We start from the raw sequence: 22,795 nt of genomic DNA, 5'->3' as shown, positions 1-22,795 counted from the left end.
CGGGACGGAGGCGCCGGCACATGGCGACACTCAACCAACTGGTGATCGGGGCGAGCATCGGAGCGGTGCTGCTCCTGATCGCCCTCGGTCTGACCTTCACGTTCGGTCAGATGGGCGTGATCAACATGGCCCACGGCGAGTTCATCATGGCCGGCGCCTACACCGCGTACCTGCTGCAACCGCTTGTCGGCAGCCAGTCGGTGCTGGTCGCCCTTCCGGTGGCGTTCGCCGTCGCCGGGGTGCTGGGGCTGATCCTGGAACGGCTGGCGATCCGGCACTTCTACGGCCGGCCGCTGGACACCCTGCTGCTCACCTGGGGGATCAGCCTTCTCCTGCAACAGGTCGCCCGGGACATCTTCGGCGCGCCGAACGTGCAGGTACGCGCACCGGGCTGGCTCACCGGCGGGCTCGACCTCGGTGGCGTGCGGCTGCCGTACAACCGGGTCTTCATCATGCTGCTCGCGGCCGGCTGCGTGGTGGCGATCTGGCTCTACCTGACCCGGCTGCGGCACGGCCGGCGGATGCGGGCGGTGATGCAGAACCGGCAGCTCGCCGCGGTCAGCGGGGTGGCCACCGAACGGGTCGACCAGCTCACCTTCTTCATCGGATCCGGCCTGGCCGGGGTGGCCGGGGTGGCGCTCACCCTGATCGGCCCGGTCGGGCCCACCCTGGGCACCAACTACATCGTGGACGCGTTCCTGGTGGTCGTCGCCGGCGGCCTCGGGCAGCTCCGGGGCGCGGTCATCGCCGCCTTCGCCCTCGGCATCCTGAACAGCTTCGTCGAATTCTGGGTCGACAACGGGGCCAGCTTCGCCAAGGTGGTGGTGTTCGCCGTGATCATCGCATTCCTCCAGCTCCGCCCGCAGGGGATGTTCGTCGTGCGTACCCGGGCACTGTCGTGACCGCCGCGGTCACGGCCACGCCCGCCCGGTCGGCCGCTCCGGGCACGCCGCCGCCGCGGTCCCGGCGCCGGCTGGCCGGGCCGGCACTCTTCGTCGCGGTCGGCCTGCTGCTGGTACTCGTCGCCCCGGCGGTCCTCTCGCCGTTCCGGCTGGACCTGCTCGGCAAGTACCTCTGCTACGCCATCGTCGCGGTCGGGATCGGCCTGGCCTGGGGCCGGGGCGGCATGCTCACCCTCGGCCAGGGCGTCTTCTTCGGCCTCGGCGGCTACGCCATGGGCATGCACCTGAAGCTGCGCGAGGCCGGCCCCGGCGGGCTGCCGGACTTCATGGTCTGGAGCGGGGTGGAGAGCCTGCCCGCGCTCTGGCGGCCGTTCGCCAACCCGGTCTTCGCGCTGGCCATGGTGGTGGTGCTGCCGGTCACCGTCGCGGTCCTGCTCGGCCTGCTGGTCTTCCGGCAGCGGGTCCGGGGCGCCTACTTCGCGGTGCTCTCCCAGGCACTGGCCGCCGCGTTCGTGATCCTGCTGGTCGGCCAGCAGGGGCTGACCGGCGGCACGAACGGGCTCACCAACTTCCAGATGTTCTACGGGCTGGACCTCTACCAGCCCGGCGACAAGCGGATCCTCTACCTGGTCGTGGTCGGCGTGCTCGGGGCGATGTTCCTGCTCGCCTGGCAGCTCTCCCGCAGCCGGTTCGGGCAACTGCTGGTCGCGGTCCGGGACGGCGAGGACCGGGTGCGTTTCCTCGGCTACGAGCCGGCCGTGGTGAAGACGATCGCGTTCGCCGTCTCCGCCGGGATGGCCGGGATCGCCGGTGCGCTCTTCGTGCCGATGGTCGGCCTGCTCAGCCCGGCCAACCTGGGCATCGTCGCCTCGCTGGAGCTGCTCATCGGGGTGGCGGTCGGCGGCCGGTTCTCGCTGGCCGGCGCGGTCGGCGGCGCGTTGCTCGTCAACTACGCCAAGACCATCTTCAGTGAGCAGTCGGCGGACAACTGGGTCTATCTCCAGGGCGCGATGTTCGTGGTCGTGATGCTCTGGGCGCCGCGCGGCCTCGCCGGGCTCCTCGCCGACCTCCGGGCCGCCGTCCGGCACCGGCGCCTCCGCCGGACCGGGCCCGTTCCACCCCCGTCGGGTACGCCGGCAGCCGACGGGCCGGCCCCGACCACCCCGGTCGGCTCCGCCGCTGCTGTCGACCCCGCTCCCGCTGTCGACCCCGCTCCCGCTGTCGACCCCGCTCCTGCGGTCGGCCTTGCCCCGGCAGCCGGGGTGCCGGCCGGAGTCGCCAACCGGGGAGAGGAGTCGGCATGAACGAGCTGCTGCGGGTACGCGGGTTGAACGTGGTCTTCTCCGGCTTCCGGGCCGTGACGGACCTGGACTTCACCGTCCGCGCCGGCGAACTGCGCTTCCTGATCGGGCCGAACGGGGCCGGCAAGACCACCCTGATCGACGTGATCACCGGGCTGACCAGGCCCGCCTCCGGCTCTGTCCGCTTCGCCGACACGGAACTGCTGGGCCGGCGGGAGCACCAGATCGTCCGGCTCGGCATCGGCCGTACCTTCCAGACCTCGGTGGTCTTCGAGCAGCTGACCGTACTGGAGAACCTGGATCTGGCGGCGACGTTCCGGCGGCCACTGCGCACCCTGCTGGGCCGCCGGAGGGGAACGGCCGACCAGGTGGCGGAGGCGCTGGAGACCACCGGGCTGACCGAGTTGGCGGACCGGCCGGCGGGAGTGCTCTCGCACGGCCAACGCCAGTGGTTGGAGATCGGCATGCTGCTCGCCCAGCGGCCCAGCCTGCTGCTGCTGGACGAGCCGGTGGCCGGGATGAGCCGGGACGAGCGGGCCCGGACCGGCGAGCTGCTCCGCCAGGTGGCCAAGGAGCACACGGTGATCGTGGTGGAGCACGACATGGACTTCCTGCGCCGGTTCGCCAGTACCGTCACCGTGCTGCACGAGGGCCGGCTGCTCTGCGAGGGGACGGTAGCCGAGGTGCAGGCGAACCCCCGGGTGCAGGAGGTGTATCTCGGCCGGACCCGCAAGGAGAGCGCCGAGCTGGTCAGGGAGGCTTCGTGATGCTGACGGTGCAGGGCCTGGACGTGGCGTACGGGCGGGCGCAGGTGCTCTTCGGCGTGGACCTGGAAGCGCCGGCCGGCTCGCTGGTCTGCGTGATGGGGCGCAACGGTGTCGGCAAGACGACCCTGCTCAAGGCGATCATGGGCGTACTGCCGGTCCGGTCCGGGCGGGTCCACTTCGCCGGTGAGGACGTCACCGGGTTGAAGACCCACGAACGGGTACGCCGGGGACTCGGCTACGTGCCGCCCGGTCACGAGACCTTCCCGCAGCTCACCGTCGCGGAGAACCTCCAGGTGGCGGCGGAGGCGGCCGGCACGGTCAGCCGGGGTGCGGTGGACGAGGCCCTCGACCTCTTCCCGGCGCTGCCGGGGCTGCTGAAGCGGCGGGCCGGCTTCCTCTCCGGCGGGCAACAGCAGCAGCTCGCGATCGCCCGTGCGCTGGTCAGCCGGCCGAAGATGCTGCTGCTGGACGAGCCGACGGAGGGCATCCAGCCCTCGATCATCCTGGAGATCGAGGAGGCGGTGCAGCGGCTGCACAACGAACTCGGGCTCGCCATCCTGCTCGTCGAGCAGTACCTGGAGCTGGCGCTGCGGCTCGCCGACCGGTTCGTGATCCTCGACGCCGGGGAGGTGGTCCGGGCCGGCGACCGCGCCGACCTGCGCGACCCGTCGGTGCACTCGCTGCTCTCGGTCTGACCGACCGCCGGGTGGTGCCTGCCGGTCGGCTGATGCCTCCGGCGGGTACCCTGTCGGTCGGTTGGTGTCCGCTCGGCCGGTCGTGTCGGGCATGCCACCCGTGTCGGGCATGCGCCTCCTTTCGCGGGCTCCGGCCAGGGGGCGGCCCGGACTAAAATGCCGAAAATGATCCTCGATGCGACGGTGTCGCCGGATCATCTCCGATGACCGGGGGAACGCAGCGGCGTACGCCGGACCGGTCCACCGGCCGGGTCCCCGCCGAACCCGGCTGGACCGGACGACCACTGTGGAGCTGGGGGCCGTCCGGCCGGCGACCGCGACCGCTGCCGGCACGACCCGGGCCGTACCAGCCGGTGCCGGCCTGGGTCACCGCACTCGTCGGCTTCACCGACGACCGGACCGGCCGGCCCCGTGCACTTGTCACCAGCTATGCCGGCGCCCGGGTGGTACTTGACCTGCCCGAGGGCCGCCTGGTCGGCGCGGTGGACGAGCGGGCCCACGCGCGGGTCTCCGCCGTCACCCGGATCGACGGCGAGCAACTGGTCGTCTCGGGGGCCGGTGCCGGTTACCTCCAGGTCAGCGACCTGGACAGCGGTCGTTCCCGCTGGCGGCAGTGGTGCGGCGACGTACGATGCCTGGCCACGGTCACCCTGGGCGATCGCCCCTGCGCGGTGCTGACCGGCGGCTCGCCGCACCTGGAGATCTGGTCACTCGGCGCCGACCGGGGCACCCGGCTGCACACCCTGCGCACCGGCGGCGAACGGATCAGCGTGCTGGCCGGCAGCGGGGCGGGTGGGGCAGGCGGGGCGGCCCTGCTGGCCGTCGGCACCGGCACCGGCCGGGTGTCCGTGTGGCGGCTGGAGTCGGCGCCGGGCGGCGGCGAGGTCCGGGCCGAGGCGGTCGGCGGGTACGACTTCGAGGTTCCCGGACTGGTCACCGTGCTCGACTTCGCGGACTGGCACGGCCGGCCGGTCCTGCTCGCCGCCGCCGGCCGGGTCGCCCGGGTCTGGGACCTGCGCGAGGGACGACCACTCGGGCCCGCCTTCACGGCGCACACCAGTCAGGTCAACTCGGCACTGGTCGGCCGGCTCGGCGACCGTACCGTGCTGTGGAGCGGCGACGACGCGACCGTACGGGCCTGGTCGCCCGAGTCCGGCCGAGAGCTGGGCGAGCCGTTCCGCTATCCGTACGAGGCGGCGCCGACCCGGACGATCGGGGTCGAGATCGCCGGCCGGCCGGTACTCGTCACCGGAGACGGTGCGGGTCTGGTCTGGGTCTGGGACCCGCAGCGGCCGTACCCGTTCCGGCGCGACCGGCCGGTACCGCCCGACCCCGGCGAGCGGCCGGGCGTCCCGGACGCACCGGACGCCGCACCGGACGCCGCGCCGGACGCCGCACCGGGGCGGCGGCCCCCGGACGGTCCTGGCTACCGCCTGGCGGTAGGCGGTCCGGCGGACCGGCCGGTGCTGCTCGCCGCGCAGCCCGAGCAGCAGGTGCGGGGCTTCGAGCCGACGGCCGGGGCCGAGGTCGAGCTGCCGCGCGACGGGATTCCGCCCGCTGCGGCGCTGGTACCGGGTGAACCGCCGGCGCTGGCCCGGCTCGGGCCGGCGCACCTCGAAGTGTGGGACCCGGTCACCGGGGAGCGGATCGGCGCGGTGCCGCTCGACCAGCCTCCGGCGAGCCCGCCCGGAACGGGGTCGCCCTCGCCCGCCACCGAGCCGCGTCCGACCGACACGGCACCCACGGGCCCGGCGCACTTCCGCCGGGACGGTTCGACTGGTCCGCTCGCGGTGTGCCGGTGGGAGGGGCGCCGGGCGCTGTTGGTGACGCAGGGGGCCACGCTGTTCCGGATCGACCTCGACACCGGCCGGCTGGGCAGGACGGAGACCGGGCACTCCGGACGGATCCGGGCGGTCGCCGTCGGCGAGGTGGCCGGAGTACCGGTCGGGTTGACGGCAGCCGAGGACGACACCGTACGACTCTGGGAGCTGGACTCCCGGAAGCCGGTTGGACGGCGGGTGCTGGACGGCCACGGCGGCGTGGCGTACGGCGTGCGGGTCGCCACCGTCGACGGCCGTGCCCTGGTCTTCGGAGCCGGCCGCAACGGCCAGGTCCGCTGTGTCGACGTCACCGACCTGGTCCGGACGGCACGCACCGGCGAGGTCGGTCCGGCCGCACCGGGTGCCGACGAGTTGCCACCGGAACCGGTGGTCGTGCTGACCGCCACCGGGCCGGTGCGGTCGCTGGCCGTGGTCGGCGGGGGCCGGACCAGTTGGTTGGTGGCGGCGGACGGAAGCGTCCTGCGGTGGCAGGCCGTCGGCGAGCCGGGCACACCGGGACAGACGATCGAGGTGGGTGCTCCGGTGACCGATCTCGTGGCGCTGCCCGGGTTGCTGGTGGTGGCGACCGGTGACGGGCTGCTCGGCTACCGCCCGCCGCCCGACCCGGCGGGATAGCACCGGTCGGGTCGGTCGGCGGGTGCCCCGCACGGACGGCCCGGGGCGGTGCGGGCGGGTACGCCGTACCGGTGGCCGGCGTACCTACCCGACGGCTGTTACCAGCGGAAGCCGGCGGCGTACGAGATCTCGGCCAGGGCCCGCTGCCCGGAGGTGTTGGGGTGGAAGTAGTCCCAGCCGGACAGCTGGCCGAGCGTGAACGGATAGTTGAACACCGCGTTGCCGTCGAAGAGGCAGTTCGACCCGTAGGCGGCGCAGGCCTGGGCGAGCTGGGTGTTGTAGTCGGCCACCCGCTGCCGTACCCGGTTGCGCCGGTCGACGTCGGCCTGGGCGTTGGAGGTGGGGTTGGCCAGCATCGACTGGCAGATGCCAAAGAGCGACCAGGCCGTACGGGCGGCGAGGTCGCCCCGGCCGACCGACCAGAGCCGCTGGATGTCGGGCACGCTGATCACGAAGACCCGGGCGTTCGGCAGCCCGGACCGCAGCCGGCCCAGCGCGGCGTCGATGTTGCTCCGGAAGGTGCTGACCGGGGTCATGCTCGACTCGGAACCGGTGCAGGCGTCGTTCGCGCCGATGAGCATCGTCACGTAGCCGACGCCCTGGGAGACGGCGGCGTCGGCCTGACCGGCCATGTCCGCGGACCTGGCGCCGGAGCGCCCGTCGTTGTGGTTGCGACCGTTGATCGCCGGGTTCACCGCGCGGATCCGCAGGTAGTGGCTGTTGACTCCGGAATCGTCGCCGGTGCTGAACGAGCGGGACGGGCAGTCGACGTACCAGCCGCAGGCGTTGAAACCCCGGGTGATGGAGTCACCGAGGCTGGCCATCGAGGCGGGCGGGGGACCGGGATCGGCGTGTGCCGGGCTGACGACCAGCCCGACCGAGGTGACGGAGATGACGGCGGCGAGGAGGGTGGCGAGCAGGGTGGCGGTGCGGCGTGGAGCGGACATGGGCGGCCTCCGGATCGCGGTTGCCTTGAGCCAGCTGGTTTCCGTGCGCCAGCCGAGGTGGGCGAATCATATAGACCGTCCTGAGTCTCCACAACGGAGCTGACCATAAGACGAAAGCCCTGTTGCAGGCGATATGTTAGACATCTTGTTCATGATCTTAGATCTCTGAATACTCATAACAGATCTGCCAACTCGGCGCAGACACCTCCAAACCCCCCATGGGAGGCTCTACATGCGACCCACGAGGTCCTCGATCCGCCTTGTCGCGATCGCGTCCGCGGCCGGATCCCTGGTGGCCGGCATGCTGATCGGCGTACCCGCGCAGGCTGCTCCGGCGGCCACGCCGGACGCCGCGACGGCGCTCTCCGAGCGGCTCGGCGCCCGCTCTGCCGGCACCTACCTGAACGCCGACGGCAAGATGGTCGTCACGGTGACCGACGAGGCGGCGGCCAGCCAGGTCCGGGCCTCCGGAGCGGTTCCCAAGCTCGTCACCCGCGGCTCCGCCGAACTGGCCCAGGTCACCGCCGAGTTGGACAGGTCGGCCCGGATTCCCGGCACCGCCTGGTATGTCGACCCGGTCACCAACCAGGTCGCGGTGGACGTCGACAGCACGGTCACCGGTGCCAAGCTCGCGAAGATCAAGGCGGTCACCGCCCGCTTCGGCGGCGCCGTCCGGATCCAGTCCGTCCCCGGCACGTTCAGCACCACCATCTCCGGCGGCAACGCGATCTACACCGGCGGCAGCCGGTGCTCGCTGGGCTTCAACGTGCGCAGCGGCAGCACCTACTACTTCCTGACCGCCGGGCACTGCACCAACGCCGGCGCGAACTGGTCGGCCAGCTCGGGCGGCTCGGTGATCGGCACCCGGGCCGGCAGCAGCTTCCCCGGCAACGACTACGGCATCGTCCGGTACGCCAGCGGCATCGCCCAGCAGCCGGGTGACGTCTACCTGTACGGCGGCTACCGGGACATCACCGGCGCGGCGAACCCGACCGTGAACCAGTCGGTGCAGCGCAGCGGCAGCACCACCGGGCTGCGCAGCGGCCGGGTGACCGCGCTGAACGCCACCGTCACCTACCAGGGCAGCGGCACCGTCTCCGGCCTGATCCGGACCACCGTCTGCGCCCAGCCGGGCGACAGCGGCGGCCCGCTCTTCGCCGGCAGCACCGCACTCGGCCTGACCTCGGGCGGCAGCGGCAACTGCTCCACCGGCGGTACGACCTTCTTCCAGCCGGTCGTCGAGGCGCTCAACGCGTACGGCGTGAGCATCTACTGAGTCGACAGCAACCCCGATCGGCGTGATCGGGACCGATGGGCCGCCGGCACATCCCGGCACCCACCGGCCCGGTCACGCCGATCGGCGCTGTCCGGGGTCCTGCCGGGCTGGGTCACCCGCCCTTGTCGGTGGCGGCGGGTCGTCTGCCGCGCCGGAACAGGGTCAGCGCCACGACAAGCGGCCACAGCGCCTCGGAGCCGGCGGTGAACCGTTCGGCCAGCCCGGCCAAGCCGCCGTGGGGTAGCTGCGTCGCCAGCCAGAGCCCGAGGCCGAGCATCAGCACCGCGGTCGCGTAGCCGACCCCGGGGCGCAGCACCCAGGGCCGGTCCCGGATCGTGCCGGGCGGCTCCGGCCAGTGCCGGACCGGCGCGGCCCGGTGCGGCAGCGGCAGCACGGCCAGCGCCGGCCAGACGGCGAGCCCGACGAACGCGAGCACGGCGGCGATCCCGTGTACTGGCGGAGTGCTGGAGTCGACCTTGGGTACCGCCGCGACGACGACGGTCGCCAGGCCGCCGGCCGCGTAGACCAGTCGGGCGAGCGGGCGGACCGGACGCAGTCCGATCGCGGTGACCAGGTGGGCCACGCCGAGCGCGGCGAGGAGACAGACCAGGATCAGCCGGTCCAGGCTGCGGTACGAGGAGAGCGCGCTGATCATGTCGGCCCACGGGTCGTACCCGGGCGGTTGCCGGACCGCTGCGGTGGTCCAGCCGATGACCAGCAGGACGGGCAGCGCCGCCGCCGAAAGCACCGCCCACCAGGGCACCGCAGGCATGCCGTCACGATACGTGACCAAGCTGTGGCGGACGGGTCCTTCCGGGCTCTGGCCAGCCCGGTCGACCGGTGCGACCGCCGGGTCGCGGCCGGACGTCGCTCCGCCACCTGTGGGGATCCGCCCTCGGGCTTCGTCGATCACGCTCGCAAGATCGGAATGCGGAATCGGCGGAGACGACCTACCGTCGATGTCATGGTGCGTTCGGATCGGTCTGGGCACGTGGTGACGGACGTTCCACCGGCCGACGTCTCCACCGCCGGCCCTCGGATCCACGCCCTCGATACGCTGCGCGGCTTCGCGCTCTGCGGCATCCTGATCATCAACATCTACCAGCAGGTGGTGTTCCGCGGCGAGGCGGCGGGCAAGGCGTCGCAGCTACCGGTCGCCGTCCAGCTTCTCTACTACGAGCGGTTCTATCCCATCTTCTCGATCCTGTTCGGCGTCGGCTTCGGCATCTTCCTCCGGCGCGCGGCGCTGCGGACCGACCGGCCCAGGATGGTACTGGCCCGTCGCCTCGGGGTACTGCTCCTCATCGGGGTCGCGCATTTCGTCCTGCATCCGGGCGAGGCCCTGACGGCGTACGCGCTGGCCGGCCTGATCGTCCTGTTGCCACTGAGCTATCTCGGCGGGCGGCTGGCCTTCGCCGTGGGTGTCGTGCTGCTGCTCCTCGGCTCCCAACTCGTCGTCGGCTACGGGCCGATCCCGGGGCTCCTCGCGCTCGGTTACGCCTTGGCGATGCTCGACGTGCCGGCCGCGCTCGAACGTCGTACCGGTCGGGTGGCGGTGGCCTTCGTCGTCTTCGCCGGGTTGGCCGCGACCTGGATGGTCCTGGTGCTGCGAGACGTGGAGCCTCCCTTCGTCAACCTGATCGGCGGACCCGGCGGCGGGGTCAGCCTGCTCCCGCCGCTGGCGGGAATCGCCACCGGCCTCGCCTACTGCTGCGGCCTGCTCCTGCTGCTGCGTACGCCGGCCGGCCCCGTGCTCTCCGGGGTGCTGTCCCCGATGGGCCGGATGGCGCTGACCAACTACCTCAGCGCGACCGTCCTGTTTCTCGTCGCCGGTCCGCTGCTCGGCATCGACAGCACCGCCGACCTGCCCCAGATCGTCGGCCTGACCATCGGCATCATCGTCGTGCAGGGTTTGTGGAGCGTGTGGTGGCTGCGGTCGTTCCGGTACGGGCCGGCCGAGTGGGTCTGGCGGTGCCTGACGTGGGGACGACGGGCTCCGATCCGCCGTGAGGTCGAGCCGGCGACCTGAGGTCGGCCTCGTGTCGGGGCGACCGTTCCGGCCCGGACCAGCGGGCCGAGAGCCGGTCGAGCTGGGCGCGGACCGAGCGCGGATCGGCGGCGACGGCGCTGACCAGCACCGCCGGTCCGCCGGCCAGGGGCAGCACCGCCGCCGCACCACGGTCCGGCGCGGCGTTCCGTGGCTCGCCCGGCCCTCCATCCCCGCACGTCACTCCGATCGGTCGCCGACCGGGAGCGGCGGGCCGCTGCCTACAGGGGCTTGTCCGGCCGGGTGGTCGGGGCCGGGGGAATGCTCGAGCTGTAGCCATTCCGGGCGCCGTACCAGGTGCTGTTGTGCAGGAACGCCTTCCAGTTGGCGGCGGTGCTGATCGTCCCGGTCAGACCGATCCGGGTCAGGGCGGTACGCACCCCGCCGTCGCTCTGCGGCCCCCAGATGCCGTCGATCGTGACGGAAATGCCCCAGATATAGGTCAGGCACGCCTGGACGGTCTTGACCAGCACCGGGGAGCCGGAGTTGAAGGTGGTGGTGGTCGCCGTCCCGGACCGCCCGTTGTCCATGTGTACGTGGTTGCGGTGCTCGGCGTTGTAGAGGTAGTGCAGCACGTCGGCCGACCGGTAGTTGATCGCCGCGACGGCGCCCCAGTAGCGACGGCGATCGATGTCGAAGTCCCGCTTGGTTCCCCAGGTGTCGACCGCGCACTCGAAGGCGGTGAACCGGTTCCCGCCGTTCGAGTCGAGCATGCTGATGGAGGCGAAATCGATGGCTCGACCGTACATGTGCCAGCTGTTCGCCTTGTCGACGTGCACCCCGAGTACGTTGATTCTCATGGGGTTGCGCCAGTGGGTGGGGAGCAGGTAGTACCAATCCTCGAGGAAGTATTCGATCCGGTGGTAGAAGGCCGCGTCGTATGCCCCGGTGAAAGTGTTGCCGAGATAGTAGGTCGGCTGCTCCCAGAGCTCGGTGCGGGAAACGAGATCGCCGTGGAAGGGCACCACCAGATCTGTCGGAAACGACTCGGCACAATTGACCGGCGACGTGCTGTCCGCCTGTGCCGGCATGGCGCCACCGCCGAGGACCAGGCCCGCCGCCCCCGCGCCGGCGAGCCCGAGCAGTGACCGCCGGGACCAGGCCCGACCGCCGGCCGACCGTGCGCCGCCGGCCAGAAGATGCTCTTTTTCTTCCCGGTCGCCAGATTTGCCGCCAATGTAGGTCATTGGACCGCCTTCCTGCGCTCCCTATTCGGGCAGCGTCAATTAACGGAGGGCAGCCAGAAGAAGGCGACGTGGCACGTCGCGCACCGCTGAAACCCCCGTGTCAGCAACCGGAGCTGCCTTTTCGCTCCGGCGCCGAGAAACATATCGTCGCCGATAACCAAGGTCAATACCGTCAGGTAACGAATTCTCGACGGCCGTTACGTCGCGAGCGGGACGGCGGACTCAACCGGTGCCGGGCGCGGAGCTGCGGCGAGGTCCGTTGCCGCCGGCCGGTTCGATGGCCATTCCCGATGCGTGGCCCGCCCAGGCAACCGCCTGGTCGAGCCGGTGCCGGACGGCCCGCGCCTGCGGACCCAGCGCACTCACCAGCACGGCCGGCCCGCCGGCCAGCGGAAGCACCGCCGTCGCCGCGCTGTCCGGCGCCGCGCCGCCGGCCGGGCTTCGCACCCCGGGGCCGGCCGGCACCGCCGGATCGTCGGGCGGCGGAACCGGCGGTGGAGACCCGGTCCAGGCCGGCTCGACAAGCAGCAGCGAGCCGGCTGCCCGGGCGTTGCCGAGGACCGCCGGTCCGGACCAGCCAGCGGCGCCCGGCCCGACCGCGAGATCGGTGCGGAGCAGCGTACGGCCGGCGTACCGGGCGGTAATCTCCAGGCGGACGTCGCCGACGGGTTCGGCATGCCGACCGCAGACCACCTCCTCGCGCCAGCACAGCGCGGCACCCTCGGCAAGCTCCACGACGCAACTCGTCCGATGGTCACAACCGGCGGCACCGATCAGCGGCTCCGGCAGCCAGCGCAGCCGCCCGCCCTCGGCCACCCGGGCGAGCACGGTCAGCCGTGACTCACCACCGGCGGCGGCCGGCAACGCCAGTGAGGCGGCGACACTGCGTACGCAGAGCCGGGCTCCGGCGCCGACCTCGATCTCGATGCGCAGCCGGTCGCCGCCGAGTGGGCCGGCCGCACCGCCGACCAGGTGAACCTCGGCCTCCCGGCCGGGCCCGGCCGGACCGGTCCGGCGCAACAACAGCGGCGGTTCACCGCGTAGCACGGTCAACCGGGTGCCCCGGACCGGGTGGGCCTCGGCGACGATCCGGGCCAACGCCCGCATCAGGTCAGGCTTCCCGGGCGCCCCTCCGTCCGTTCCGCCGTGCCCGGCCGCGACGACTCCGAAGTGGTCGACAGCGATGGCCGCACGGTGGTCGGAAGCAACGACCGGATCCAGTCGGCGACCTTCGTGGCTGCCGGATCCTCTACCAGGGAGAGGAAGACGGTCGGCAGCGTACCGCGCCGGGCGGCGGCGTCCCGGGCCATCACCGACAGGTCCGCACCGACAAGTGGGGCCAGGTCGGTCTTGTTCACCACGAGCAGGTCGGCGGCGGTCACGCCGGGGCCACCCTTGCGGGGTACCTTGTCACCACCGGCCACGTCGACAACGAAGATCTGCCGGTCCACCAGACCACGGCTGAAGGTGGCGGTCAGGTTGTCTCCGCCACTTTCCACCAGGATCAGGTCCAGCGGTCCGAGCAGGACCTCCAACTCCTCCACCGCGTCGAGGTTGGCCGAGATGTCGTCCCGGATCGCGGTGTGCGGGCAGCAGCCGGTCTCCACCGCCCGAATCCGCTCGGCCGGCAGCACTCCGTTGCGCAGCAGGAAGTCGGCATCCTCGGTGGTGTAGATGTCGTTCGTCACCACGGCCAGCCGCAGCTCCTCGGCGAGGGTCCGGCACAGGGCCGCGACCAGGGCCGTCTTGCCCGAGCCCACCGGACCGCCGATGCCGACCCGCAGCGGGCCGGCACCGACGGACCGGTCGACCGGCGGGTGGGGGTCCACCTCCGGGTCCGGATGCCGGTGTGGGACCTCGGTGTTCGACAGGTCAGGATGCAAAGAGACGCACCTCCCAGCTCGCGTGGACCTCGGCACCGATCTCCAGCAGCGGTGTGGAGTCGGCGGGTAGCAGGTCGACCGGATCGTCCGCACCGGCGGCAGCCAGCGCTGCCGTCCGGTCGCAGGCGTCAGCCAGGTCGGCCAGAAGCGAGTGCACCGCGTACGGGTCGAGGCCGAGAAGGCGTACGGCGGCGCTCGCCGGGCCGCTGACCGTCCCGTACGCCGCGGCGACCGCCGCCTCGGCCGGGGAGAGCCCGGCGGCGGCGGCCACCACACCGAGCGCCACCGGATGGTGCGAGTCCCGGATCGCGGGCTGCACCGGCCAGATCGCCCGGCCGGCGCGCAGCAGGGCCCGCCCCTGGGCCCGGGAGGCCCGGCGCAGCGCCGGTGACGGGGTGCGGGCGTCCATCCCCTCCTCGAGCGCACCGATCCGGGCGTCCGGCGGCGCGGGAGCGGCGCAGGCGGCTGCCGCGAAGGCGGCGGCCACCCGGCCCGTGCCGGCGAGCCGGCCCCGCAGGAACGCGGCCAGCCCGGTCAGGTCCCGGAGCCGCCCGCTGGTCACCGCCGCCTCCAGCCCGCCCGAATGGGCGTGGCCACCGGCCGGCAGCCGGCCGTCGGCGAGTACCAGCAGGGTGGCGAGTCGGGTCACGGCAGCGCCCGACTCAGAAGAGGAAGTAGCGCTGCGCCATCGGCAGCTCGGTCACGGGTTCCGCCTCCACCACGTCGCCGTCGATGCGTACGGTGAAGGTGTCCGGCTCCACCTCGATGCGCGGCAGGGCGTCGTTGCCCGGCAGGTCGGCCTTGCCCCGGCCGCGGGTGTCGGCAACCGGGGCCAGCAGCCGGCGCATGGCGATCCGGTCGGCGAGCAGCGCGTCGATGGCGGCCGGGGCCACGAAGGCGAGGCTGGTGGCCGACGGCGCCGCGCCGTAGGCGCCGAACATCGGCCGCGGCAGCATCGGCTGCGGGGTGGGGATCGAGGCGTTCGCGTCGCCCAGTTGGGCGTACGCGATCATGCCGCCCTTGACCACCAGGTGCGGGCGTACCCCGAAGAAGGCCGGGTCCCAGAGCACCAGGTCGGCGAGCTTGCCCGGCTCGACGGAGCCCACCTCGCCGTCGATGCCGTGCGCGACGGCCGGACAGATCGTGTACTTGGCGACGTACCGGCGGGCCCGCAGGTTGTCGGCGGCACCGTCGCCGGGCAGCGCCCCGCGTCGGGCCTTCATCACGTGTGCGGTCTGCCAGGTCCGGATGATCACCTCGCCGATCCGGCCCATCGCCTGCGAGTCCGAGCCGATCATCGAGATCGCGCCGAGGTCGTGCAGCACGTCCTCGGCGGCCATCGTGCTGGGCCGGATCCGGCTCTCCGCGAACGCCAGGTCCTCCGGCACCGTCGGGTTGAGATGGTGGCAGACCATCAGCATGTCGAGGTGCTCGTCGAGGGTGTTCCGGGTGTACGGCCGGGTCGGGTTCGTCGACGACGGCAACACGTTCGGCTCGGCGGCGACCCGGATGATGTCCGGCGCGTGCCCGCCGCCCGCCCCCTCGGTGTGGTACGCGTGGATGGACCGCCCGCCGATCGCCCGCAGCGTGTCCTCGACGAAGCCCGCCTCGTTGAGTGTGTCGGTGTGGATCGCCACCTGCACCCCGGAGGCGTCGGCGACCCGCAGGCAGGCGTCGATGGCGGCCGGGGTGGTGCCCCAGTCCTCGTGCAGCTTGAAGCCGCCCGCACCGCCGCGCAGCTGCTCCCAGAGGGACTCCTCGCTCACCGTGTTGCCCTTGCCGAGCAGCAGCACGTTCACCGGCCAGGGGTCGAGCGCCTCCAGCATCCGGCCCAGATACCACGGGTTCGGAGTGACGGTGGTCGCCTTGGTCCCCTCGGCGGGGCCGGTGCCGCCGCCGATGATCGTGGTGATCCCGCTGGCCAGCGCAGTCTCCAGCAGTTGCGGACAGATCAGGTGTACGTGGCTGTCGACCGCACCGGCGGTGAGGATCTTGCCGTTGCCGGAGATGATCTCGGTGCCCGGCCCGATCACCAGGTCCGGATGCACTCCGTCCATGGTGTCCGGGTTGCCGGCCTTGCCGAGGGCTACGATCCGGCCGTCCCGGATGCCGACGTCGGCCTTGACCACACCCCAGTGGTCCAGCACCAGGGCGCCGGTGATCACGGTGTCCGGTGCGCCGTCGGCCCGGGTGACCAGGGACTGCCCCATCGACTCGCGGATCACCTTGCCGCCGCCGAAGACGGCCTCGTCGCCGTATCCGCAGTGGTCCTGCTCGACCTCGATCAGCAGGTTGGTGTCGGCGAGCCGGACCCGGTCGCCGACGGTGGGACCGTAGAGGGCGGCGTACCGGCGCCGGTCCAGGGTGCTCACGCCACCTCCCCGGCGGAGTCCCGCCCGGTCGTGCCGGTCGGCTCGACCGCCCCGGCCTGGTCGGCCCCGGCCTGGTCGGCCCCGGCCTGGTCGGCCCCGGCCTGGTCGGCCCCGGCCTGGTCGGCCCCGGCCGGCTCGCTCACGTCGAGCGGGCCGGCGCACTCGCCGCGCAGTCCGGGAACTATCCGGGCGCCGCCGAGCGGCACCAGGTCGACGTCCCGGTCGATGCCGGGCTCGAACCGCACCGACGTGCCGGCCGGTACGCCGAGCCGGTGGCCCCAGGCCGCCGACCGGTCGAACTCCAGTGCCGGGTTCGCCTCCGCGAAGTGGTAGTGCGAGCCGACCTGGACAGGTCGGTCCCCGGTGTTGCGCACGCTCAGGGTGCGGACCGGACGGCCAGCGTTGATCGTCACGTCGCCCGAGCCGGGCAGCAGTTCACCGGGGATCACGCCCGCCCCCGTCACGGAATCGGCTCGTGTACGGTCACCAGCTTCGTACCGTCCGGGAAGGTCGCCTCCACCTGCACCTCCGCGATCATCTCCGGAACACCGTCGAGTACGTCGTCGCGGCCGAGCACGGTCCGCCCGGCCTCCATCAGCTCGGCGACGGTACGCCCGTCCCGGGCGCTCTCCAGCAGGAACGCCGTGATCACGGCGACCGCCTCCGGATGGTTGAGCCGCAGCCCGCGCTCGCGCCGGCGCCACGCGAGATCGGCGGCGACATGGACCATCAGCCGCTCCTGCTCGTGACGGGTGAGGAACATCAACAACCTCCGCAGCGGGGCCGAACTCTGCGGATCGTGTCAGTCAGAGATTTCGATGAGGTTACGGACGCTGCGCGTCGGGACCGACCCGCCGAGGAGGTTCGGCGTCGGCGGCCAGGCCCCGGGTCGGGTCGGATCCGCGTCGACGCTCGATGTCACGCAAGACCTCCGGGTCCCATTTCGAGGCGTCCCAGTCGTCGGTGCTGACCAGCGCCGGCCTGCCGGCAAGGGTCGGCTGGCCGCTCCGGCGCCTGATCTGGGCGCGGGCCAGCAGCACGCCGCCGACCAGGACGAGGACGCCTCCGATGCGCAGCCCCGCGTCGACGGCTACCGCGCCGCCGACCGTGGGCATCCGCAGGGGGAGTACGAAGGCCGACGCGACGAGCAGGAGGCAAAGGACCAGCCCGCCGTAGCCGGCGAGCCCGGGACCGGCCGGCGTCAACCGGTGGGCGCTGACGATCCAGACCACTGTGGAGATCAGCAGGCCGAGCAGGCAGACCAGCGCCACCAGGCCACCGAACGCGGCGACGATCAGGGCGGACCCGTTCAGCTCGGTGGGTTGGGCCGCGCCGCCGCGGATCGTCGCGAAGCCGGCCGCGCCGAGAGCGTTGACGGTCGCCACCACCACCGCGTAGACGACGCTGAACCGGACCACCCGGCGGCTGGCCAGCGAGAAGGTGTCGGCGGAGGGGTTGGGCACCCCTGCACCGGACCCGCAGGCGTGACCCTGACCGGGCCGGTCCAGTGGCGTGGCACAGATCTCACATCGCATTTGTCGTCTCCTGGCTGGTCGGCCGTCCCGCGTTCGACGTGCCCGGCGAAGCCGGCCCTCCGGTCCGCGGAGATCGTCGGGCGCATGGTGCCAGATGATCGCCAGTGGCTGGTGCCCTCGGGAATCGGCCGCCCCGGTCGGCTCGGTCGACAGGCTCTGTTCCGGCGGCGGGGCATCCGGGTTCGGTGTAGCACGGTGGCGGTATCGTCTGCGCCACCGTTCCCGGCGGTATCGGGCACCGTTGTCATTCGGTTGTGTCGCCGGAGGTCGGTCGTCGACACGGACGAGGTCCGCATCGGGCAGATGGTGCCGACATGGACGATGATGGGAGGCTTCGTTGACGTGTTCGGGGGCACGAATGGCGCTGCTCGTCGGAATGCTCGTGGTCGGACTGGCCGGGTGCGGTGGACCGAAGGCACCGGCACCGTCTTCGGAACTTCCGGACCCGTGTGCGCTGATCGGTGACGACCTGCTGGCCCGACTCGCGCCGGGCTCCAAACCGGAGGCCTGGTCGCACCTGAGTGAGTTCAGCGGCACCCGGACCTGCACCGTGGACCTGACCTCCGGCACCGGCGGGATGTCCGGGGACATCGGGTTCACCATCGCGATGGACGGCACCGAGACCTACGACGAGGCGTGGCGAGCGAGGCGGTGTGCGAAGGGCGGCGCCGCACCGACGAAGGAAGGACCGGGGGACCACTCCTGTTTCGTCGTCAGGCCGTACCAGGACGGGGAGGCGCGGATCGACGGGTGGGCGTGGGTCGGCGCCGACTTCGAGGTCTACGTCGCGTACCAGTTGATCAAGCCGGAGACGTTCCCGCCCGGCGCCGAACAGGACTTCCGTGAACTGCTCGCGGCCGGGGTGGCGGCGTTGCCGACGGAGTGACCGGACGGCGGCCATGCGGCGCGACGCATCTGGTCACTCCGACGAAGGTCATCGCAGGTGCCCGCCCAGGAAGGCGAGGATCTCGCGGCGCGCGGGTCGGGCGGCCGGCACCAGACCCGGTGTACTCAGGAACGTGTGGGTGGCTCGCGGGTAGCAGCTCAACTGGGCTTCGGTGCCGTCCTCGCGGAGCCGTTCGACATAGCGGCGCCCCTGATCGGCCAGCGGGTCCAGCGCGGCGGTGACGACAAGCGCCGGCGGCAGGTCGGCGAGGTTGTCGAACTTCAGCGGGGAGATGCTGCGCGGGTCGAGGGTCGCCGGCACGCTCAGCCTGCGGGCCGCGCGCAACCGGGACGGCGGCAGGGTGGGGTTGTCGGCGTTCTGCGGAAACGAGGGATAGTCCTCCATCGTCTCGGTCCAGTCCGCGCCCGGGTAGTTCAGCACCTGGGCGCGCAGCGCCGGGCCGTCCTTGCGGGCGCGCAACGCGATGAGCGCCGCGATCGTGCCGCCGGCGCTCTCGCCCAGCACCGCGACCCGGGCCGGATCGACGCCCCATCGGCCTGCGTCGTCGACGATCTGGACAAGCGTGTCGTAGCCGTCCTCGACCGGCGCCGGCAGCGGGTGTTCCGGGGCGAGCCGGTATTCCACCGACACGACCACCGTCGGACAGCGGGCCGCCAGGTGACTGTTCAACCAGTCGTTCTGCGCGGCGGTGCCCGCGATGAATCCTCCGCCGTGGAACGAGACGACGAGCGGCAGCCGATGGTCGGACCGCTTCGGGCGGTGTACCCGCAGGGTCAGCCGGCGGCCCGGAAGTTCGATCGACCGCTCCTCGATCCGGGCGTTCCGGTCCGGCCAGCCGGTGACGATCCGGGCGGCGGGAGAGAACACCATCCGGTTGGCCCGCTCCCGCGCGGCGATCACCTGGTCGTCGGTGAAGGAGTCCCAGTCGTGGGTGTCCTTGAGGATGCGGGTGCCGAACGGTGCCTTGCCGCGCATGATGCTCCCCCAGATCACTGCGATTACGCTACGAGCGGTAGCGTAATCGCTAGAGTACCCTGACCCGGTGTCGGTTTCCACCCCGTCCGCAGCGGGACGTCCCCGCTCGGACCTGCACGCGACCGTGTTCGCGGCCACCCTGCGCACGGTTCACGAGCTGGGCTACGTGAACGCGACGATGGACCGGATCGCGGCTGCGGCAGGCGTCGCGAAGACCACGCTCTACCGGCGGTGGCCGTCGAAGGGCAGCCTGATCACGGACTGCCTCGTCGCCACCTTCGACGAGATGCCGCTGGCCGGCGCCACGCGTGCGGAGATCGTGACGTCGGGCGCCCGCATTCTCGTCGCGAAGATCGGCGAGCCCGGGGTGGGCGCGGCGTTCGCCGGCGTGTTCGTGGAGGCGATGAGCGATCCCGGGCTGCGCGAGGTGCTCTCCACCCGGCTCCAGGATCCGTACCGTCTGCTGCTCCAGGAGGTGCTGGGTCAGTCGGAGCAGCGGGTCCTGCTGCTCATCGACGTCCTCGTCGGCACCATGCTGCACCGGATGGGGATGACCGGCGAGCCGATGGGCGAGGCCGACGTGGCCGCGCTTACCGAGATGGTCCTGCACCTGCTCGATGACTGACGAGTCCCAGGCCTCGGCCGCCTCGACCGAGGGCGATCGGCGGTCGATCGAGGCAGGGGCAGGTCGGCCAGCGGTTCGGTCGACGGGACCACGGTTCGTCGCCGGCTGCCCCGGATGGGCGGGGAGACGGCTCAGGCGACGCCGGCCGGCCGGAACTGCACACTGACCCGAGGACCGACCGAACGGGACGTCTTCGGGATGGCGTGTTCCCAGGTGCGTTGGCAGGAGCCGCCCATCACCACCAGGTCCCCGTGGCCGAGCGGAAAGCGCAGGGTCGAGGCCCCGCCGCCCCGACCGGTGTCGCGTCGGGCGGGCGTGCCGGCGCGCGGTCGCAGCAGCAGCGGGCGGGGCGAGCCGAAGGAGACGATCGCGACAATCGTGTCCTCGGTGGCGGAGCGGCCGATGGTGTCGCCGTGCCAGGCGACGCTGTCCCGCCCGTCCCGATAGAGGCACATCCCGGCGGTGACGAACGGCTCGCCCAGCTCGTCGGCGTAGTGCCGGGTGAGGTCCTGCCGGGCCGCCGTCAGCACCGGGTGCGGGAGCCGCTCGCCGCCCGCGTACCAGCGGAGCAGCCGGGGGACGTCGACCACGTCGTCGTACATCCGGCGGCGCTCGGCCTGCCAGTCGACCTCGTCGAGCAGGACCCGCAGCACGGCGTCGGAGCCGTTGACCCAGCCGGGCAGGTGGTCGACCCAGGCGCCGGAGCCCAGCTCGTGCCGGCGGAGCGCGCCGCCGAGCCGGCCGAGGGTGGCGCCGTCCCCGGCGATCCCCTCGCCGGTGGCCAGGTCCAGCATCGAGGGCTGGTACGCGCCGACTGCCATCCGCCCATCGTAGCCGCCGTCGAACGCACGTACGAACCGGCTCCGGCGCGAGGCTGCGAGACGTCGGATGGCGGCGGCCGTCTCGGGTGGGCGCCCGGTGCCACCGGCCACCCTGACAGAATGTCGGGGCAGAATCGGTCACCGGAACGCCCGCCACCGCCGTGCGGCGTCACACCCGTGAGGAGACACCTGTCGTGATCCGTACCCATGATGCCGGCACGTTGCGTGCGACGGACGCCGGCAGCGCGGTGACCCTCGCCGGCTGGGTCGCCCGGCGGCGGGACCACGGCGGGGTGATCTTCGTCGACCTGCGGGACGCCTCCGGCGTGGTGCAGGTGGTCTTCCGCGAGGGAATGGACTCGGCCCACGCGCTGCGCAACGAGTTCTGCGTCAAGGTGACCGGCGAGGTGACCCGCCGGCCGGAGGGAAACGACAACCCCGAACTGGCCACCGGCGAGATCGAGGTGACGGTCGACCGACTGGAGATCCTCTCCGAGGCGGCGCCGCTGCCGCTGCCGGTGGACGACCAGGTGGAGGCCGGTGACGACGTACGCCTCAAGTACCGCTACCTCGACCTGCGGCGCGGCGGCCCGGCGAGGGCGCTGCGGCTGCGCTCGGCGGCCAACCAGCTCGCCCGGCGGGTGCTGCACGACCGCGACTTCCTGGAGATCGAGACGCCGACCCTGACCCGGTCGACCCCGGAGGGTGCCCGCGACTTCCTGGTGCCGGTACGCCTCCAGCCCGGCACCTGGTACGCCCTGCCGCAGTCCCCGCAGCTGTTCAAGCAGCTGCTGATGGTCGGCGGGCTGGAGCGGTACTACCAGATCGCCCGCTGCTACCGGGACGAGGACTTCCGGGCCGACCGGCAGCCGGAGTTCACCCAGCTCGACATCGAGATGTCGTTCGTCACCGAGGACGACGTGATCGACCTCGGTGAGGAGATCGTCGCGACCCTCTGGCGGGAGCTGGCCGGCCACGAGATCGACCGGCCGATTCCCCGGATCACCTGGCACGACGCCATGGACCGGTACGGTTCCGACAAGCCCGACCTGCGCTACGGCGTCGAGCTGACCGAGCTGACCGACTACCTGCGCGGCACCGGGTTCCGGGTCTTCGCCGGGGCGATCGACGCGGGCGGCTACGTCGGCGCGGTGGTGATGCCGGGCGGTGCCGGGCAGAGCCGCAAGGAACTCGACGGCTGGCAGGACTGGGCGACGGCGCGGGGCGCCCGTGGCCTGGCGTACGTGGTGCTGGATGCCGAGTCCGGCGAGGCCCGGGGGCCGGTGGCGAAGAACCTGTCGGCCGAGCACCTGGCCGGGCTGGCCGACGCGGTCGGCGCCAAGCCGGGCGACGCGGTCTTCTTCGCCGCCAGCGCGCAGCGGCGGGAGGCGCAGGAACTCCTCGGCGCCGCCCGGATCGAGATCGCCAGGCGGGCCGGCCTGGTCGACGAGAGCGCCTGGGCGTTCTGCTGGGTGGTCGACGCGCCGATGTTCGAGCCGGCCTCCGATCAGGAGAGCGGCCGGGCGGGTGGCTGGACGGCCGTGCACCACCCGTTCACCTCGCCGAACGCCGACTGGGTCGACCGGTTCGAGGAGGCGCCGGACCGGGCGCTGGCGTACGCGTACGACATCGTCTGCAACGGCAACGAGATCGGTGGCGGGTCGATCCGTATCCACCGTGCCGACGTGCAGCGCCGGGTCTTCGACCTGCTCGGCATCAGCCCGGAGGACGCGGCCGACAAGTTCGGCTTCCTGCTGGAGGCGTTCAAGTACGGCCCGCCGCCGCACGGCGGGATCGCCTTCGGCTGGGACCGGGTCTGCATGCTGCTGGCCGGGGCGGACTCGATCCGCGAGGTGATCGCCTTCCCGAAGACCCGGGGCGGGTTCGATCCGCTGACCAGCGCACCGACCCCGATCACCGCACAGCAGCGGGCCGAGGCGGGCATCGACGCGAAGCCGAGGCCGGCGGCACCGGCGCACGGCGGGACCGCCGGGGTGGCGGCACCGGTCGAGCCCTCCTGAGCCCGCGTCGGTCGACGGTCGACTCCTCCTGAGCCCGCCGTCGGTCGACGGTCGACTCCTGGTTCGAGGCGGCGCTCC

Annotated in this window: 21 protein-coding genes and 1 pseudogene; 10 read left to right on the top strand and 12 right to left on the bottom strand. The window is 72.4% G+C overall.

Annotated elements, in window-relative coordinates; all coding sequences use genetic code 11:
• The first annotated feature begins 20 nt into the window (after positions 1–20).
• The 5 genes from urtB (at position 21) to ACN28A_RS37230 (ending at position 6,121) form a co-directional block, all read left to right on the top strand.
• A complete protein-coding gene (urtB, locus tag ACN28A_RS37250) occupies positions 21–902 on the top strand; it encodes an urea ABC transporter permease subunit UrtB (RefSeq protein ID WP_421403606.1) in 882 nt (293 codons plus the stop codon).
• Positions 899–2,206 (top strand): urea ABC transporter permease subunit UrtC, encoded by a 1,308-nt coding sequence (gene urtC / locus ACN28A_RS37245; protein ID WP_421403604.1) that lies wholly within the window; start codon positions 899–901, stop codon positions 2,204–2,206. The genes urtB and urtC overlap by 4 nt, the downstream gene beginning before the upstream one ends.
• The gene (gene urtD, locus ACN28A_RS37240; RefSeq protein WP_421403602.1) at positions 2,203–2,970 is read left to right on the top strand and encodes an urea ABC transporter ATP-binding protein UrtD; all 768 of its coding nucleotides are present in this window, start codon (positions 2,203–2,205) and stop codon (positions 2,968–2,970) included. Before urtC ends, urtD begins: the two co-directional genes overlap by 4 nt.
• Positions 2,970–3,665 (top strand): urea ABC transporter ATP-binding subunit UrtE, encoded by a 696-nt coding sequence (urtE, locus tag ACN28A_RS37235; RefSeq protein WP_421403600.1) that lies wholly within the window; start codon positions 2,970–2,972, stop codon positions 3,663–3,665. The genes urtD and urtE overlap by 1 nt, the downstream gene beginning before the upstream one ends.
• Before the next feature lie 203 nt (positions 3,666–3,868).
• Positions 3,869–6,121 carry a hypothetical protein gene (locus tag ACN28A_RS37230; protein WP_421403598.1) on the top strand — a complete coding sequence of 751 codons (2,253 nt, stop codon included), beginning with the start codon at positions 3,869–3,871 and terminating at the stop codon, positions 6,119–6,121.
• A gap of 98 nt (positions 6,122–6,219) precedes the next feature.
• Here the strand turns inward: ACN28A_RS37230 and ACN28A_RS37225 are convergent, their stop codons facing one another.
• The gene (locus ACN28A_RS37225; RefSeq protein WP_421403596.1) at positions 6,220–7,068 is read right to left on the bottom strand and encodes a GDSL-type esterase/lipase family protein; all 849 of its coding nucleotides are present in this window, start codon (positions 7,066–7,068) and stop codon (positions 6,220–6,222) included.
• A gap of 232 nt (positions 7,069–7,300) precedes the next feature.
• On the opposite strand from ACN28A_RS37225, the gene ACN28A_RS37220 reads away from it, so the two are divergent.
• Positions 7,301–8,344 (top strand): S1 family peptidase, encoded by a 1,044-nt coding sequence (locus tag ACN28A_RS37220; protein WP_421403595.1) that lies wholly within the window; start codon positions 7,301–7,303, stop codon positions 8,342–8,344.
• A 112-nt stretch (positions 8,345–8,456) separates the two neighbouring features.
• On the opposite strand, the gene ACN28A_RS37215 is transcribed toward ACN28A_RS37220, so the two are convergent.
• Positions 8,457–9,116 (bottom strand): DUF998 domain-containing protein, encoded by a 660-nt coding sequence (locus ACN28A_RS37215; RefSeq protein ID WP_421403593.1) that lies wholly within the window; start codon positions 9,114–9,116, stop codon positions 8,457–8,459.
• Between the two features lie 192 nt (positions 9,117–9,308).
• Here ACN28A_RS37215 and ACN28A_RS37210 point away from each other — a divergent pair, with 192 nt between their 5' ends.
• The gene (locus ACN28A_RS37210) at positions 9,309–10,373 is read left to right on the top strand and encodes a DUF418 domain-containing protein (RefSeq protein WP_421403591.1); all 1,065 of its coding nucleotides are present in this window, start codon (positions 9,309–9,311) and stop codon (positions 10,371–10,373) included.
• Positions 10,374–10,612: 239 nt separating this feature from the next.
• Here the strand turns inward: ACN28A_RS37210 and ACN28A_RS37205 are convergent, their stop codons facing one another.
• The 8 genes and pseudogenes from ACN28A_RS37205 to ACN28A_RS37170 form a co-directional block, all read right to left on the bottom strand.
• Positions 10,613–11,578 (bottom strand): twin-arginine translocation signal domain-containing protein, encoded by a 966-nt coding sequence (locus tag ACN28A_RS37205; protein WP_421403589.1) that lies wholly within the window; start codon positions 11,576–11,578, stop codon positions 10,613–10,615.
• 222 nt (positions 11,579–11,800) lie between these two features.
• Positions 11,801–12,685 carry an urease accessory protein UreD gene (locus ACN28A_RS37200; RefSeq protein WP_421403587.1) on the bottom strand — a complete coding sequence of 295 codons (885 nt, stop codon included), beginning with the start codon at positions 12,683–12,685 and terminating at the stop codon, positions 11,801–11,803.
• Positions 12,685–13,461, bottom strand: coding sequence for an urease accessory protein UreG (gene ureG / locus ACN28A_RS37195; RefSeq protein ID WP_421403586.1), 777 nt, complete (start codon positions 13,459–13,461; stop codon positions 12,685–12,687). The genes ACN28A_RS37200 and ureG overlap by 1 nt, the downstream gene beginning before the upstream one ends.
• Positions 13,451–14,110, bottom strand: coding sequence for an urease accessory protein UreF (locus tag ACN28A_RS37190; protein ID WP_421403584.1), 660 nt, complete (start codon positions 14,108–14,110; stop codon positions 13,451–13,453). Before ACN28A_RS37190 ends, ureG begins: the two co-directional genes overlap by 11 nt.
• 13 nt (positions 14,111–14,123) lie before the next feature.
• Positions 14,124–15,833: an urease subunit alpha gene (locus ACN28A_RS37185; RefSeq protein WP_421403582.1), complete on the bottom strand. Its 1,710-nt coding sequence runs from the start codon at positions 15,831–15,833 to the stop codon at positions 14,124–14,126.
• Between the two features lie 143 nt (positions 15,834–15,976).
• A pseudogene (locus ACN28A_RS37180) lies at positions 15,977–16,282 on the bottom strand (urease subunit beta); the annotation flags it as partial.
• Between the two features lie 11 nt (positions 16,283–16,293).
• Positions 16,294–16,596: an urease subunit gamma gene (locus tag ACN28A_RS37175; protein WP_278062759.1), complete on the bottom strand. Its 303-nt coding sequence runs from the start codon at positions 16,594–16,596 to the stop codon at positions 16,294–16,296.
• 61 nt (positions 16,597–16,657) lie between these two features.
• The gene (locus tag ACN28A_RS37170; protein ID WP_421403580.1) at positions 16,658–17,296 is read right to left on the bottom strand and encodes a hypothetical protein; all 639 of its coding nucleotides are present in this window, start codon (positions 17,294–17,296) and stop codon (positions 16,658–16,660) included.
• 430 nt (positions 17,297–17,726) lie between these two features.
• Between ACN28A_RS37170 and ACN28A_RS37165 the strand changes: the two genes are divergently transcribed.
• On the top strand, positions 17,727–18,254 hold the full coding sequence (locus ACN28A_RS37165) for a hypothetical protein (protein ID WP_421403578.1): 528 nt from the start codon (positions 17,727–17,729) through the stop codon (positions 18,252–18,254).
• A gap of 48 nt (positions 18,255–18,302) precedes the next feature.
• Here ACN28A_RS37165 and ACN28A_RS37160 read toward each other — a convergent pair whose 3' ends face one another.
• Positions 18,303–19,145: an alpha/beta hydrolase gene (locus ACN28A_RS37160; protein WP_421404845.1), complete on the bottom strand. Its 843-nt coding sequence runs from the start codon at positions 19,143–19,145 to the stop codon at positions 18,303–18,305.
• A 172-nt stretch (positions 19,146–19,317) separates the two neighbouring features.
• Between ACN28A_RS37160 and ACN28A_RS37155 the strand changes: the two genes are divergently transcribed.
• Positions 19,318–19,875 carry a TetR/AcrR family transcriptional regulator gene (locus ACN28A_RS37155; protein ID WP_421403576.1) on the top strand — a complete coding sequence of 186 codons (558 nt, stop codon included), beginning with the start codon at positions 19,318–19,320 and terminating at the stop codon, positions 19,873–19,875.
• A gap of 131 nt (positions 19,876–20,006) precedes the next feature.
• Here the strand turns inward: ACN28A_RS37155 and ACN28A_RS37150 are convergent, their stop codons facing one another.
• The gene (locus ACN28A_RS37150; protein WP_421403574.1) at positions 20,007–20,696 is read right to left on the bottom strand and encodes an alpha-ketoglutarate-dependent dioxygenase AlkB; all 690 of its coding nucleotides are present in this window, start codon (positions 20,694–20,696) and stop codon (positions 20,007–20,009) included.
• 194 nt (positions 20,697–20,890) lie between these two features.
• Between ACN28A_RS37150 and aspS the strand changes: the two genes are divergently transcribed.
• Positions 20,891–22,717: an aspartate--tRNA ligase gene (gene aspS / locus ACN28A_RS37145; protein WP_421403572.1), complete on the top strand. Its 1,827-nt coding sequence runs from the start codon at positions 20,891–20,893 to the stop codon at positions 22,715–22,717.
• Positions 22,718–22,795 lie beyond the last annotated feature (78 nt).

The organism is Plantactinospora sp. WMMB782 (assembly GCF_049179135.1).
Classification (GTDB): domain Bacteria; phylum Actinomycetota; class Actinomycetes; order Mycobacteriales; family Micromonosporaceae; genus Plantactinospora.
Note: the sequence above shows the minus strand (reverse complement) of the source record. Positions and strands in the feature narration are given on the sequence as shown.